The sequence below is a fragment of the Acinetobacter haemolyticus genome (assembly GCF_003323815.1).
GTDB classification, from domain to species: domain Bacteria; phylum Pseudomonadota; class Gammaproteobacteria; order Pseudomonadales; family Moraxellaceae; genus Acinetobacter; species Acinetobacter haemolyticus.
Genome location: NZ_CP030880.1, coordinates 163,673 through 177,648 on the forward strand (window position 1 = coordinate 163,673; position 13,976 = coordinate 177,648).

The 13,976-nt window shown below is 40.6% G+C and carries 12 protein-coding genes; 7 read left to right on the forward strand and 5 right to left on the reverse strand.

The genetic code is table 11. The annotated features are described in order from the left end of the window. Positions 1-19: 19 nt before the first annotated feature. A complete protein-coding gene (locus tag DS737_RS00770) occupies positions 20-802 on the reverse strand; it encodes a putative porin (protein ID WP_004641522.1) in 783 nt (260 codons plus the stop codon). Positions 803-1,212: 410 nt separating this feature from the next. On the opposite strand from DS737_RS00770, the gene prfB reads away from it, so the two are divergent. From prfB to DS737_RS00795, 5 genes are all read left to right on the forward strand, one after another. Then, a protein-coding gene (prfB, locus tag DS737_RS00775) for a peptide chain release factor 2 (RefSeq protein WP_100222739.1) occupies positions 1,213-2,308 on the forward strand; the annotation gives its coding sequence in 2 pieces (ribosomal slippage) (positions 1,213-1,284 and positions 1,286-2,308; 1,095 coding nt in all). A 275-nt stretch (positions 2,309-2,583) separates the two neighbouring features. Beyond that, complete coding sequence (locus tag DS737_RS00780) at positions 2,584-2,886, forward strand: ArsR/SmtB family transcription factor (RefSeq protein ID WP_005403396.1); 303 nt, start codon at positions 2,584-2,586, stop codon at positions 2,884-2,886. Between the two features lie 55 nt (positions 2,887-2,941). Next, positions 2,942-4,006: an alkene reductase gene (locus tag DS737_RS00785; protein WP_004641515.1), complete on the forward strand. Its 1,065-nt coding sequence runs from the start codon at positions 2,942-2,944 to the stop codon at positions 4,004-4,006. A gap of 129 nt (positions 4,007-4,135) precedes the next feature. Further along, positions 4,136-5,455, forward strand: coding sequence for a 3-deoxy-D-manno-octulosonic acid transferase (locus DS737_RS00790; protein WP_113996543.1), 1,320 nt, complete (start codon positions 4,136-4,138; stop codon positions 5,453-5,455). Beyond that, positions 5,452-6,162 (forward strand): 16S rRNA (uracil(1498)-N(3))-methyltransferase, encoded by a 711-nt coding sequence (locus DS737_RS00795; protein WP_113996544.1) that lies wholly within the window; start codon positions 5,452-5,454, stop codon positions 6,160-6,162. Before DS737_RS00790 ends, DS737_RS00795 begins: the two co-directional genes overlap by 4 nt. Here the strand turns inward: DS737_RS00795 and DS737_RS00800 are convergent. Beyond that, positions 6,142-7,131, reverse strand: coding sequence for a mechanosensitive ion channel family protein (locus DS737_RS00800; RefSeq protein WP_004641509.1), 990 nt, complete (start codon positions 7,129-7,131; stop codon positions 6,142-6,144). The two genes, DS737_RS00795 and DS737_RS00800, sit on opposite strands and share 21 nt — an antisense overlap. 449 nt (positions 7,132-7,580) lie before the next feature. Here DS737_RS00800 and acs point away from each other — a divergent pair, with 449 nt between their 5' ends. Next, entirely contained in the window at positions 7,581-9,539 is a 1,959-nt protein-coding gene (acs, locus tag DS737_RS00805; protein ID WP_113996545.1) for an acetate--CoA ligase, read from the forward strand. Positions 9,540-9,623: 84 nt separating this feature from the next. Here acs and sfnG read toward each other — a convergent pair whose 3' ends face one another. Together sfnG and msuE are read right to left on the reverse strand one after the other, a co-directional pair. Beyond that, positions 9,624-10,730: a dimethylsulfone monooxygenase SfnG gene (sfnG, locus tag DS737_RS00810; protein ID WP_113996546.1), complete on the reverse strand. Its 1,107-nt coding sequence runs from the start codon at positions 10,728-10,730 to the stop codon at positions 9,624-9,626. Between the two features lie 23 nt (positions 10,731-10,753). Beyond that, entirely contained in the window at positions 10,754-11,494 is a 741-nt protein-coding gene (gene msuE / locus DS737_RS00815) for an FMN reductase (protein WP_004641499.1), read from the reverse strand. A gap of 350 nt (positions 11,495-11,844) precedes the next feature. Between msuE and DS737_RS00820 the strand changes: the two genes are divergently transcribed. Continuing rightward, a complete protein-coding gene (locus DS737_RS00820) occupies positions 11,845-12,498 on the forward strand; it encodes a response regulator (RefSeq protein WP_004641497.1) in 654 nt (217 codons plus the stop codon). Positions 12,499-12,616: 118 nt separating this feature from the next. Here DS737_RS00820 and omp33-36 read toward each other — a convergent pair whose 3' ends face one another. Next, entirely contained in the window at positions 12,617-13,486 is an 870-nt protein-coding gene (gene omp33-36 / locus DS737_RS00825; protein WP_113996547.1) for a porin Omp33-36, read from the reverse strand. Between the last annotated feature and the right edge of the window lie 490 nt (positions 13,487-13,976).

The window sequence follows — 13,976 nt, forward strand, 5'->3', positions numbered from 1 at the left end:
GAGCGGTTTTTTTCTAAGCTTAGAAGCGATATTTTGCTGCAACACCAAATGTATTGTAGTCATTTTTAGCAACGGTTCTGTCTTTACCGAAACCAATACGTCCTTCTAAACTCATTTGTTGGTTGAAGAATTTACGTGCATTCACACCAAATTCACGTTGTTTAGAGAGATCATTGTCGTAGTAATCAGCACCAACACTGAATGTTTTATCAATGTAGTAATCCGCTGCTAGGTTAAACTCATCTAAGTCACCGAATGCTGCACCAGCTTCTAAGTTGATGTCATTACCGCCGACTTGAGTCACATATTTCGCACGAATAGTTGGATCAACACCATCGTCAAACTTGTTGTCATAGCCTTTCGCGCCCACAGCAACTAAGAAACCTGGTGCTGGTAAATAACCAACTTCAGCACTGTAATAAGTAGTTTTGATATCACGTGCATGATTTAGCTTCAAGATATTACGGCTAACATCACCACTGACATAAAAATCTGAGTTAGGAACAAAGTACTCGACACCAACACCATAGGTATTGTCATCAGTATCACCTTTGTCTTTCCAAACTGCTTCAGCGCTAACGTTACTTGCACGATCTAAAAATGCTGCTTCAGCAAGTGGCGCGTTACGAGTTTGTACAGGATTGAAATAGTATTTACCATTAATCGCGAAGTCACTGCCTGAACTACCTTTGTCAGGGTCGATATAACCTACAGATGCCCCAACTTCAGCTTGATACGCATGAGCAGTGCCTGTTACTGCAAATACAGATAAAAGTGCTGATGCAATTGCTAATTTTTTCATGGTTATGCCCCTTTGAGATAATGAACCAAATGAAATTTCGATTACATGTTTTGTTACAACTTCCAGTCTAGGCTAAAACTAGTATGCGTCAATCCTTCGTCAGTAATCAGATGGTACAAATGTAAATGTATTGTAAGTTTGTTTATTTAAGATATTGATTTTAATTGTAAAAAATTAATGTTTTGATTTATTAAAACATAGGATGGATTGTGTGTTTAGGTATTCTTCGTGTAATTATTGAACACTATTGTCGCTAAATGTGTCGTTTGAGAGTTATAAAACCGATAAGAAAAAATGTTGATGTTGATCTTGTTTCGCAATTATTGCTCTCACCTGATAGAGGCTGTGTCGGCTATATCAGTTATGTTAAAATATCAAATTGAGTGAAAAATTTTTGTGAGAAAACACACGTGGAAATTAATCCGTATTTAGTTCAATTGAAAGATTTATCTGATCGTAGCCAAACACTACGGGGGTATCTTTGACTACGATCTAAAAGTTGAGCGTTTAGAAGAAGTTTTAAGAGAATTAGAAGACCCTGCGATTTGGAACGATCAAAACCGTGCTCAAGCCATCGCCAAAGAAAAGGGCAGTTTAGAAAATACCATTGGAGTGTTTGATCGTCTTGCTGAACAGCTTGATGATGCAAAAGCAATGCTTGATTTGGCTGTTGAAGCTGATGATGAAAGTCTATTGCTCGATGTACAAGCTGAGTTGGACAGTGCAGAACAAGCTTTAGGTAATCTAGAATTCCGTCGCATGTTTAGCAATCCCATGGATCCGAATCCATGCTTCCTTGAAATTCAGTCAGGTTCTGGCGGAACAGAAGCACAGGATTGGGCGTCTATGCTATTGCGTATGTATTTACGTTGGATCGAACGTCATGGCTTTAAGGCCGAGTTGATGGAAGTTTCAGATGGTGATGTTGCGGGTATTAAATCAGCAACAATCCGTGTCGATGGTGAGTTTGCTTATGGTTGGTTACGTACTGAAAGTGGTGTGCATCGTTTAGTACGTAAATCGCCATTTGACAGTAACAATAACCGTCATACTTCATTTTCTGCGGTATTCATTTCACCTGAGATTGATGACAATATCGAAATTGATATTAATCCTTCTGACGTTCGTACTGATACCTATCGTGCTTCGGGTGCAGGTGGTCAGCATATTAACAAAACCGATTCTGCGGTGCGTTTAACGCATGCTCCGACAGGAATTGTGGTGGCGTGTCAGAACCAGCGTTCGCAGCACGCGAACCGTGACCATGCATGGAAGCAATTACGTGCCAAACTCTATGAGTTAGAGATGAGCAAGCGTAATGAAGCTGCACAAGCATTGGAAGATTCGAAGTCTGATATTGGTTGGGGAAGTCAAATTCGCTCTTATGTCTTGGATGATTCACGAATTAAAGACTTACGGACTGGTGTGGAGAATTCCAACACTAAAGCTGTGCTAGACGGTGACTTAGATAAGTTCATTGAAGCGAGTTTGAAACAAGGTTTATAAGAACCTCTCTCAATCACTTCTTAAAAGAGGGAGACGTCTTCGATGGTTTAATCGAGTGTCCTCTCTTTTGAAGAGATGAACTTTCTCAGTATTCTGAGAGAGCAAAAGGAGGGGTATAAAGAAATTCAGAACGGCAATCTCGTTCAGTACCTTAAGGTTAATCGGAAAAATATGATATTAATATCGAAAAAAATAGATATTAATATTTATAAAATTCGATATACTGATTCTAGGTGCTGAACAAAGCTTTGCCTGTTGAGAAACATGGTGAGTCTATGGATATTGATGTTATAAGCAAGGCCTTAGCCAATCCATTACGTCGACAGATCTTGCAATGGTTAAAAGAGCCTGAGCAATTTTTACCTGTACAAGAATGTGGTGGCAGTTTTGAACGCGGTGTATGTGCAGGACACATCGAACGTTTAGGCAAAGTTGCGCAATCGACGATGTCGAATCACTTGTCTGTATTACAGCAAGCGGGTTTGATTAAAGTTGAAAAATATGGGCAATGGTCATACTTCACACGTAATGAAGCTTTGATTCAGCAATACATCGAACATTTAAAACAAACACTATAGCCGTGAGTCAAGACTTGGTCTTTAAGCTTCGGTTCATAGTGAAGTTGAGGCGATCATGGCAGAATTAAGCTCTACCTTACAAGTAGGTGATTTTACAATTAAAAACCGTTTGGTTTTAGCTCCATTAACCCGTGCACGTAGTGGTGAAGAACGTATTCCAAATGATTTGATGGTGGAATATTACCAACAACGTGCGAATGCGGGTTTAATTATTACTGAAGCAACGGTGATTAGTCCTAAGGCCGTGGGATATGCCAAGACACCAGGTCTATGGTCACAAGAACAAGCTCAAGCTTGGCACAAGATTGTTGATGCCGTACATGCACAAGGTTCAAAAATAGTTGTTCAACTTTGGCATGTGGGCCGTATTTCGCATCCTGACCTATTGGATGGCGATACACCTGTTGCACCAAGTGCAATTCAACCTGCTGGTGAAGTGAGTTTACTTCGTCCAAAACGTCCTTTCGTCACACCTCGTGCTTTATCACATGAAGAAATTCAAGAAATCGTAGCGGAATATAAACATGCTGCTGAACAAGCCAAAGCGGCAGGTTTCGATGGGGTAGAGCTACATGCAGCCAATGGTTATTTGATCGACCAATTCTTGCAAAGTAAGACCAATACACGTGATGACGAGTATGGTGGTTCTATCGAAAACCGTGCACGTTTGTTATTACAGGTCGTGGACGCCTTTATTGAAGTGTGGGGCGCAGGTCGTGTCGGTGTACATTTAGCACCACGTGCTGATTCGCACGATATGGGGGATGAAAATCCATTGGCAACCTTTGGTTATGTGGTCGAGCAGTTAGATCAACGTCATGTTGCATTCATTTTCACGCGTGAATATGAAGCAGAAGACAGTTTAATGCCAAAATTGCGTCCTAAATTCAAAGGTACTTGGATTGCCAACGAAAAATTAACGCCTGCATCAGCAAAACGCATTTTGGCGACTGGGCAAGCGGATGCTGTGGCATTTGGTTTAGCGTATATTGCCAATCCGGATCTATTTGAGCGTTTACAATATGATTTACCTTTAAATCAGGTAAACTTTCAAACTTTATATGCTGATGGTGCAGAGGGATATACGGATTATCCTGTATTTGAAAAACTAGAAGCATAAGCTTCTATTCGAACACTCATGTCATTAATGGTTGTTAAATCGTCTTAACAGAACCAACAAAAATGGCATGAGTTTTTTATTGAAATTCCGCATAATAAGCACATATTAAATCGTGAAATATGGTCTAGGATGGCGCAGCAAAACGCAGTACAGCAAACACCATTTTGGTATAACTTTTTATTGACCTGTCTCAAACCCTTATATCGTTGGAAAATAAAACAACGTGCAGAAAGTGATGCGCTGTATCAGCAAGAATGTGTGGAGCGTTTTGGTCCCTTCCAGCCACCAAAAAATTTAGCGACCATTTGGTTTCATGTGGTTTCTGTCGGTGAAACCAATGCTGCACAGCCTTTGATTGAGCATTATTTAAAATTAGGTCATCCAGTACTGGTTACCAATACCACCAAGACAGGTCAAGCTCGAGCAAAATCACTTTTTTTAAAAGCGCCTTATCTTGATTTATTTCAGGCGGTTTACTTACCCGTTGATCAAAAGTCATTACTCAAACAGTTTTTTGAGTTATATCAACCAAAACTCTTGGCTTTGGTTGAAACTGAAATTTGGCCGAACTTAATTGCTGAAGCAAGACAACAACAAATTCCCTGTATTTTGCTCAATGCACGCCTTTCGGAAAAATCAGCCAAAGGCTATGGAAAAGTGAGTCGTTTAACTCGACCGATGTTACAACAGCTGACTTGGCTGTTGGCACAAGATAAGGCTACCCAACAACGCTATATTGAGTTAGGTCTGGATCGAACAAAAAGTCAGGTCGTAGGAAATATAAAATTTGATATTACTGCTCCCCAGCAGTTTATCGAGCAAGCAGAACAATTAAAACAAGACTGGAATTTACTTGGGCGGCAAATTATCACTTTAGCCAGTACGCATGCCCCTGAGGAAGAAAATTTACTTAAACAATTACAGCAATATTTAAATTCAAATCCTCATCTACTTTGTATCGTTGTTCCTCGTCATCCAGAGCGTTTCGAAGAAGTGTATAAGGCTTGCCAAAGTTTAAATTTAAATACGCAACGTCGTAGTCTTAAGCAAACGATTCAAGCAGATACGCAAGTTTTTTTGGCTGATAGTATGGGCGAAATGTGGTTGTGGTATGCCTTGAGTCAAGCCTGCTTTGTAGGTGGATCATTGAATGAACCAGGTGGTGGGCATAATATTCTAGAGCCGATGGTTTTAGATGTCCCAACGGTGATTGGTCCCCGTTATTTTAATTTCCAAACGATCGTGGATGAGTTTGTTGCAGAGCGGGCGATTTTGATTGGCGAGAATGCTGAGCAGGTTACGGCACAACTTCTCAATTGTTTGAATAATTCAACGCAACGTCAGCAGTTAATCGAACAGGCTCAAGTGGTGTTACAGCGTAATCAGGGTTCATTGCAAAAGCATATTCAATTACTTGATCATTATTTGAAGCAAACTAATTTGTCATGAACATGGTTTTATTGGAGCCACATCTAACGGCTAGTGCTGATCAATGGTTAATCGACAACCCACGTCAATTAAAACATTTACAGCAACATCTGCAATTAAGTGCCGGCGATACATTAAAAATAGGTATTCGCAACGAGCAGCGTTATTTAACAGAAGTGTTGTATGTTTCCGAGCAAAGAATCATTGTTAAACCGATTCGAGTTGAGGCAATTCCTGAAAAATTACCAGTCCATCTGATTTTGGCTTTACCTCGTCCTAAAGTGTTGCGCCGTATGGTGATGGATGCTGTGACTTTGGGGGTGGAACGGATCAGTTTAATCCATAGTTATCGAGTCGATAAAAGCTATTGGCAAACGCCGTTTTTGCAACAATTGGATGATTATGTGACGCTTGGCTTAGAACAAGCCGGCGATCCGATTGCTCCTGAGATTCAATTGTATAAGCGGTTCAAGCCTTTTGTTGAAGATATCTTGCCTTGCTTTATCACGACTGAGGCCGCTGCATATGTCGCACATCCTTATGCTGAAGCGGTTATGCCTCATGCGATTCAACATCGATGTAGTGTGATCGTTGGACCTGAGGGAGGATTCATTCCATATGAGATTGAATTGATGCAAAAAAATGGTTGCCAAGCAGTATGCTTAGGCAACCGAATCTTGCGAACAGAAACAGCAGTAGCACATATCTTAGGACGGCTGTTTATCTGAAGGCTGCATCACTGTTGGCAATTGTGCGGCTTGATTTGCCTGAACTTTGAGTTCTTGGATTGGGTATGGAATATTAATATCTTGAGCATTAAATGCTTGTTTTACTTGAGCTTGGATTGAGCTTGTCGATGATAAAATATCGGTTTCTGTGGTATCAATCCACCAACGAACAGTTAAGTTAACTGAGAAGTCTGCCAGTGCTGTTACATTGACTGAAAATTTTGGTTGGCTTAACACATTACGGTCATTGTTTAGAATGTCCAAGACAATTTGTTTCGCTTTCTGTTCATCATCATCATAACCAATGCCAACGACAAACTCACAGCGGCGTTGTTGATAAGCCGTATTTACCGTTACGGCACTGGTATAAACCGTCGCATTTGGAATCACAATTCGACGACCATCGTAAGAGCGTAAGAAGGTGGCGCGAATTTGAATATCCTCTACAGTACCTTCCATGCCATTGACGATGATGGCATCCCCTATGCGAAATGGTTCACCCAATAAGATGAGTACGCCAGAAAGTAAGTTCTGAAAAATATCCTTAAAAGCAAAACCAATCGCGACTGAGCCGATCCCTAAAGCTCCAATGAGCTGGCTCGGTGTAAACCCAGGAATCGCGATCACCAAAGCAATCAAGAAGCCAAAAAATAGAATGAAAGTGCTACCGACACGATGTAATACCAGAACCAAGTTTTGTCGTGCATAAGAACGATTACTGAGTGTTTTATTCACAAAAACTTTGAATAGTTTTGTGAGTAGCCAAAAAATCACAAAAACAATAATCGCAAGACCGATATAGGGGATACGATCCCAAAACGCATAGATCATTTTATCGATAGCACTGTATGCATCTTGATATTTTTCCGTATGCGCTAGGACTGTTTCGGTCGTTTTGCTGCCAGCTTGTTGGATCAATGTGCCTGTATCTTTGGCGACACTTGTTAAGGTGATTTGTTCGTTTGCCAAGGTAAGATCTCTATTTCACGGTGAGGGAGGAATCAGGTGCGCCATCATAATCAATTTATATTGGGCACGCATGAGAAATTGGTTTGTCATGATATGGTTTTATTTTATACCGAATCGGGCATGATCGTTTATGATGATTGTTGGAAGATTTGTTGTCAAAAATAAACATTTTTATCGGTTTATTTTTTATACTTTGGTCTGTAGATTACTGGTCAATGATCAAAACAATGATCTTTTTTGAAAATAAAAAACATCGACAAGCAGTTAATATTTAAATTATTTTGAGGGACTTTATACATTTAGGTGATTGGATCTGTAGTGAATCCCTACGACCAAAGCCGCATTGTTTACCCTTATAGATGATCGCCATACTGCAAATGAGCACAGACATACCAAAGAAATAGATGAGTACATCTAAGGTATGAGATAAAAGACCAAGGAAGTAAGTTATGAAAGAAATCTACCCAGTGCCTGAAAAATTTAAAGAAACGGCAAGGATCTCGGAAGCAGACTATTTCAATCGTTATCAATACTCTATTGAGCAGCCTGATGCTTTTTGGGCAGAAGAAGCACAAAATATTGATTGGATTAAACCTTTTACTCAAGTCAAAAATACAAATTTTGACCCCGCGAATTTTAAAATCGAATGGTTTGCCGATGGTGAACTAAACGTATCAGCAAATTGCTTAGACCGTCATTTAAAAGATAATGCATTAAAGCCAGCGATCATTTGGGAAGGTGACCATCCTTCACGCCATAAGATCATCTCGTTTGCTGAGTTGCATGATGAGGTTTGTCGTTTTGCAAATGTATTAAAGAAACAGGGTATTAGCAAAGGCGACCGCGTTGTTTTATATATGCCAATGGTCCCTGAAGCAGCAATTGCGATGTTGGCTTGTGCCCGCATTGGTGCTGTACATTGTGTGGTTTTTGGCGGATTTTCACCTGATTCACTGGCAAGCCGTATTGAAGACAGTCAAGCAAAATTAGTCATTACTGCGGATGCTGGCATGCGTGGTGGTAAGTTAATTCCATTGAAAGAAAATGTGGATGCCGCTTTAGAAATTCAGGGTACGGAAAGTGTAGAACATGTGATTGTGGTTCACCGTACAGGCAACCCGATCCAATTCAATGAAGCACGTGATTTATGGTATCACCTCGAAATCATGGAAGTTGACGAGCATTGTCCACCTGAACCAATGAAGGCAGAGGATCCGCTATTTATTCTCTATACATCAGGTTCAACAGGTAAGCCGAAGGGTGTGTTACATACAACGGGTGGTTATCTGGTCTATGTCAACACCACATTTAGAGAGGTTTTTGATCTCAAAGAAGATGATGTGTATTGGTGTACAGCAGATGTTGGCTGGATTACAGGACACAGCTATTTATTGTATGGTCCACTTTGTAATGCAACCACCACGGTCATGTTTGAGGGGATTCCTCAATACCCAACATGGGCGCGTATTGGTCATGTGATTGATAAGCATAATGTCACGATTTTATATACAGCACCAACTGCCATCCGTGCCATGATGCGTGAGGGCGATGCTTATGTTCGTGAGAGTGATCGTAGTAGCTTACGTTTACTCGGTTCAGTCGGCGAGCCAATTAACCCTGAAGCATGGAACTGGTATCACGAAGTGGTTGGTGAAGGACGCTGCCCGATTGTCGATACATGGTGGCAGACGGAAACAGGTGGTATTTTGATTTCACCGTTACCGGGTGCAACCGCTTTAAAACCGGGTTCGGCAACACGTCCAATGTTTGGTGTACAACCTGCATTGGTTGATGGGGAAGGTAACCCACTTGAAGGTGCGAATGAAGGGAACCTCGTGATCAAGGATTCTTGGCCGGGTCAAATGCGCACGATTTGGGGTGATCCACAGCGCTTTATTGAAGCTTATTTCTCAACTTTCAAGAACTGCTATTTCACTGGCGATGGTGCACGTCGTGATGAAGACGGATACTATTGGATCACAGGTCGTGTTGATGATGTACTTAATGTTTCCGGACATCGTCTAGGGACTGCTGAAATTGAAAGTGCATTGGTTGCCCATGAAGCGGTTGCAGAAGCTGCTGTTGTTGGTATGCCACATGACATTAAGGGGCAGGGAATTTGTACCTTTGTGACCTTACAAGCAGATGTATCAGAGTCTGAAGAGTTGCGTAAGGAGTTGGTCAATTGGGTACGTAAAGTTCTTGGGCCAGTGGCAACACCAGATGCCTTGCATTGGGCGCCTGCTTTACCAAAAACACGCTCAGGTAAAATCATGCGCCGTATCTTGAGAAAGATTGCAGCAAATGAACTGGACAGCTTAGGTGATACTTCAACGCTTGCTGAGCCATCAGTGGTAGATGCGTTAATCGCAACGGTTTACCCAGAAGTGAGTAGTGCAGAAGGTTAAATTTAAAAAGCCCCCAAGCCGAGTCTTGGGGGTAATTTTGCGCCTTTATCTTTATTTTTCTTCTTATTCAAAAATGACGGAAACTCAAGCTGATTTTGCAGTAACATGAGGCAATTGTTGTTGTTCTAATTGCCGTACCAGCGGTAATACTTTTTCACCAAAATATTCCACCTCCTCAATAAAATGTAGAAAACCTGACAGGATCAGATCTACACCGACCTGTTTTAAAGCTACAATTCGTTCCGCAATTTGCTGTGGTGTACCAATCAAATTGGTTTTAAAGCCATCATTGTATTGCACAAGATCATCAAAGCTTGATTTAGCCCAATTTCCTTCTTGTTCTGGCGCTGAAGCGCCTGCTTCACGTGTTGCATCACCAAAGGCATTGACTGCCTCTACATTTGCCTTTGCGATGATTTCATTTAGCACAGCATGGGCTTCTTGCTCTGTATCACGGGCGATAATAAAAGCATTCACTCCGATTTTCACTTGGCGATTTTCCAGTTTTGCTTTGGCACGTACATCATCGATTTGCTTTTTGATCTCTGCGACGCTATTGCCATTGGTAAAATACCAATCTGAGACACGAGCTGCCATATCACGAGCTGCGCGGGAGCTGCCGCCTTGAAAGACCTCAATATAAGGTTTTTGCAAAGGTTTTGGTTTTAGCGTGTAGTTTTGAAACTGGTAGTATTTACCTTCAAAGCTATAATTGTCTGTAGTCCAAATACCTTTGAGTGTCCGAATAAACTCTTCAGAGCGAACATAACGTTGATCATGCTCAGGCCAAGGCTCACCGATTGCATCAAACTCTCCACGAAACCAACCACTCACAACATTGATTGCGATGCGACCTTGGGTTAAATAGTCAATGGTCGCGAGTTGCTTCGCTGCAAGTGCAGGTTTCCATGGACCCGGCAGAATTGCTGCGATGACTTTGAGTTTCTCTGTTTTTGCCAACAAAGCATGACTAAAGCTCACCGATTCATGTTGATTTTCTGCACCATAGCCCGCGGTAAAACGGATTTGGGTGAGCGCGTATTCAAACCCATTTTTTTCTGCGGTTTGTGCTAAACGGATATTGTAGTCATAGCTCCAATCAGTGCGTTGTTCGATGTTACTGACCACAAGTCCGCCACTGACATTGGGAACCCAATACGCAAATTTAATTGCAGATGAAGAAATAGTCATTTTTTTACCCTCTAAATAGTCTTCTAAGCGACGTGGGTTAAATTTTTTGTAGGTTTGGGGTGTAAGCGAGATTCAGCGGCATCGAGGTCTGGAACAGCCGCTGATGGTAAAACCTCTGCTTGTTCAATTTGCTTGTTGATCCCCAAGTTCTGATTGGCCTGCTCAGTTTTGGCTTTGATGACTGCTGCGCGTTGTCCCTTGGCAGGCGCCCATTCCAGAATAGGTAGGGCACGGGCAACGGCTAAGGTGATGCGATCAGACAATTGCTCACTATTGACTGTGTACGCTGGCGTGAAATCACGATCTGTCGCGTATACACCGATCGGTAAGGTTTGCGCTTGGAAAAAGCTAAATAAAGGACGCAATTGATGCTCGAGTACCAAAGCATGGCGGTCACTACCACCGGAAGCAGCCAATAGTACAGGAACATCAACTAAGGCAGTTTGTTCAACGAAATCAAAAAAGTGTTTAAATAGCCCTGTAAACGAAGCACGATAAACAGGTGTTCCAACAATTAATGCATCTGCAGCCTCTACCGCAGCCAAATCATCTTGTACACGTTGTGGTAATTGGTTGCGATAGATTGCACCACCTAATAAAGGTCCGATTTCACTGAGTTTTACAAAATGGACTTTGATCTGCGTTGCTTCTGCAAGCTCATCAAGAATTGCTTGAACGAGACTTTCTGTTTTTGATGGACTATTCAGGCCACCTGAAACGGCAACGATGTTGAGCGGAGTAGAAACAGTATTACGATTGGACATAGACATTGCCTAAATAAAAGTTCATTACGAATGGCTTTTATTTATCTACGTCTGATGTCGTGCTGTAAAATAAGGAAATGCTGCAAGCTTATCTGATTTAAAGATATATCGCATAAGCATACAAAATCGTAAATTTACGATGATTTAATTTTATGTTTCTATTCAAAATTTTTAAGATCGAACCATCATCGTGATGATTTATACAAATATATGATTTATTTTACTGGAAAAAGAAAGAAAAAATGTCAGAGTGCTTGACCAATGGTTTATTTAAAAATAGGCTTAGATAGGTTAATTTTAATAAACACCGTACAGTGACGTACTAAAACAGCAGATTGCTTATAGCGCTTATGAATATTTTAATTGTAGATGATCACCCTCTCTTTAGACACGCTTTAATTCAAGCGGTGCGTTACAGTTTGCCACAAGCGCAGATTCAAGAAACGGCTGATGTAGATGAGTTTTATAAGCGTTTAGAGCATGGTGCTGAACCTGATTTAGTTTTGCTTGATTTAAACTTGCCTGGTGCATCGGGTTTTTCTGCTCTGGTTTATGTGCGAGCGCAATATCCTGCGATTCCAATTATTGTGGTCTCAGCGCATGAAGAAGTTTCGATTATTCAACGTGCCATTGCACATGGGGCAATGGGATATATCCCAAAATCATCTCATCCAAGTCATATTGGTGAAGCGATTAAGCATGTTTTAGAAGGCGAAATCTGGCTCCCTCCAAATTTACCGACGCATGCGAGCTTTGATCCAAGAGCAGCAGATGAAACTGCTTTGGCAGAACGCTTGCAGTCCTTAACACCGCAGCAATTTCGCGTACTTATGATGGTCGCTGAAGGCTTGTTAAATAAACAAATTGCTTATGAGCTTGATGTCTCTGAGGCAACAATTAAAGCACATGTGACGGCGATTTTCCGTAAACTAGGCGTGCAGAATCGTACTCAAGCTGTTTTAGCAATTAGTGCGTTAAATATTGATGAGAAGAAAATTTCCTGATTTTATTTTTCAGTTATTATCGATTTATTCTGCAAATCGTTGCATAAAAAACCAGTTCAAAAGAACTGGTTTTTTTATTATGAATCATGTGTTCTATAGGAAGAACCAAAATCCAAAATTAGAAACGGAACTTCGCGTTTACGCCAACAGTTTGTGTATCTAAGTTAGCATTTACAGCATTTGCATTTACGTAGCTTGCACCAACAGCAACAGCTGGAGTGATGAAGTAATTTACGTTTGTGCCCCAAGCTGAATCACGAGTACTATTAAAGCTAGATTCTGCGTAAGAAGCACCAACACTTAACTTAGGTGTTAGGTAAAGATCAGTTTTTAATTCGAAAGCAGTGTCATCGCCATAAACAAGACCAGCTTCGAAACCTACAGCCATGTTTGTACCGTCGATGTTACCAACGTATTTAGTACGTGCAGTAATCGCATCTTGGTCTTGACCAATAGTTTGTGATTCAGCTACAGTTTTTACAATACCACGTGAAAGTACGCTGTTTGCATCTAAAGCGACTTGGTCAGCAATGTTGGTATAACCAACTGCAACTAAGAAGTTAGGTGCAAGCATAGTACCCACTTCTAATGCAAAACGGTCACCATTGTCTTTCTTTCCATCAGTTTTAGTTTGAGAGTGGCTATATGCAGCACTTGTATAAACTGGTAGGTATGGTGTTGGAATGAAAGCTTCACCTTTAGCACCAAGAGACTCGTTCTTTGTAGTTGCGATTTCATCACCGCTTTGTTTTGCAAAGCTATACGCAACAGAAACGTTAGATGCATGGTTTAAGAACGCAGCTTCAGCTAAAGGACCTTTAGAAGTGTCTACATCTTTGAAGAAGTAACTTACTTGGCCAGCACCAGTAAAGTCTTTGTCATTTTTCGTAGTATCTAAAAATTCAGATTGACCTTGAACTTCTACTTGGTAAGCGTTGGCACCGGTCATGGCTAATAATAAAGCAGTGGCTAAACCGAGTTTTTTCATAATAATTTCCAGCTTTAACAGTGATTGAGTTAAGTTGGAGTCATTGTATTGTAACAAAGTATGTTGTCAATGTCATAAATCGAATTACTCGACCAAGGGTAAAATCAGTACAATAGGTTGATTAAAAATCAAACAAAAGCATCATTTCTTGTCAACCTGAAAGAAAATATATAACTAACAGTTAGATATGATCATTTTGTTATAAAAAGAAATGCTTTATGCATGTAGGGAATGAAAGGATTTTGATTGGTTAATTCGATTGTCACAATCGGTTTTTACGTTTATTTGCTGTGGTGATTTGTCATAAAATTGCCATGAAAAATGTGTTTCTAATGCGTTTATTTCACAAATATGCGATCAAATTAGCAAAAAAATAGCAGTAATCTTGTTGATAAAATCAGCCAAATTGGTTGTGGACAAGCTTAAATAATCATCAGTATTTAATAAACCGATTAAAAAACAGAAAATAATTTATTTAATTTACTTTACT

Excerpts from the sequence above, each read along its gene's own strand:
- DS737_RS00770 (WP_004641522.1), bottom strand. The coding sequence starts at position 802 with ATGAAAAAATTAGCAATTGCATCAGCACTTTTATCTGTATTTGCAGTA.
- DS737_RS00780 (WP_005403396.1), top strand. The coding sequence starts at position 2,584 with ATGGATATTGATGTTATAAGCAAGGCCTTAGCCAATCCATTACGTCGA.
- DS737_RS00785 (WP_004641515.1), top strand. The coding sequence starts at position 2,942 with ATGGCAGAATTAAGCTCTACCTTACAAGTAGGTGATTTTACAATTAAA.
- DS737_RS00790 (WP_113996543.1), top strand. The coding sequence starts at position 4,136 with ATGGCGCAGCAAAACGCAGTACAGCAAACACCATTTTGGTATAACTTT.
- DS737_RS00795 (WP_113996544.1), top strand. The coding sequence starts at position 5,452 with ATGAACATGGTTTTATTGGAGCCACATCTAACGGCTAGTGCTGATCAA.
- acs (WP_113996545.1), top strand. The coding sequence starts at position 7,581 with ATGAAAGAAATCTACCCAGTGCCTGAAAAATTTAAAGAAACGGCAAGG.
- sfnG (WP_113996546.1), bottom strand. The coding sequence starts at position 10,730 with ATGACTATTTCTTCATCTGCAATTAAATTTGCGTATTGGGTTCCCAAT.
- msuE (WP_004641499.1), bottom strand. The coding sequence starts at position 11,494 with ATGTCCAATCGTAATACTGTTTCTACTCCGCTCAACATCGTTGCCGTT.
- DS737_RS00820 (WP_004641497.1), top strand. The coding sequence starts at position 11,845 with ATGAATATTTTAATTGTAGATGATCACCCTCTCTTTAGACACGCTTTA.
- omp33-36 (WP_113996547.1), bottom strand. The coding sequence starts at position 13,486 with ATGAAAAAACTCGGTTTAGCCACTGCTTTATTATTAGCCATGACCGGT.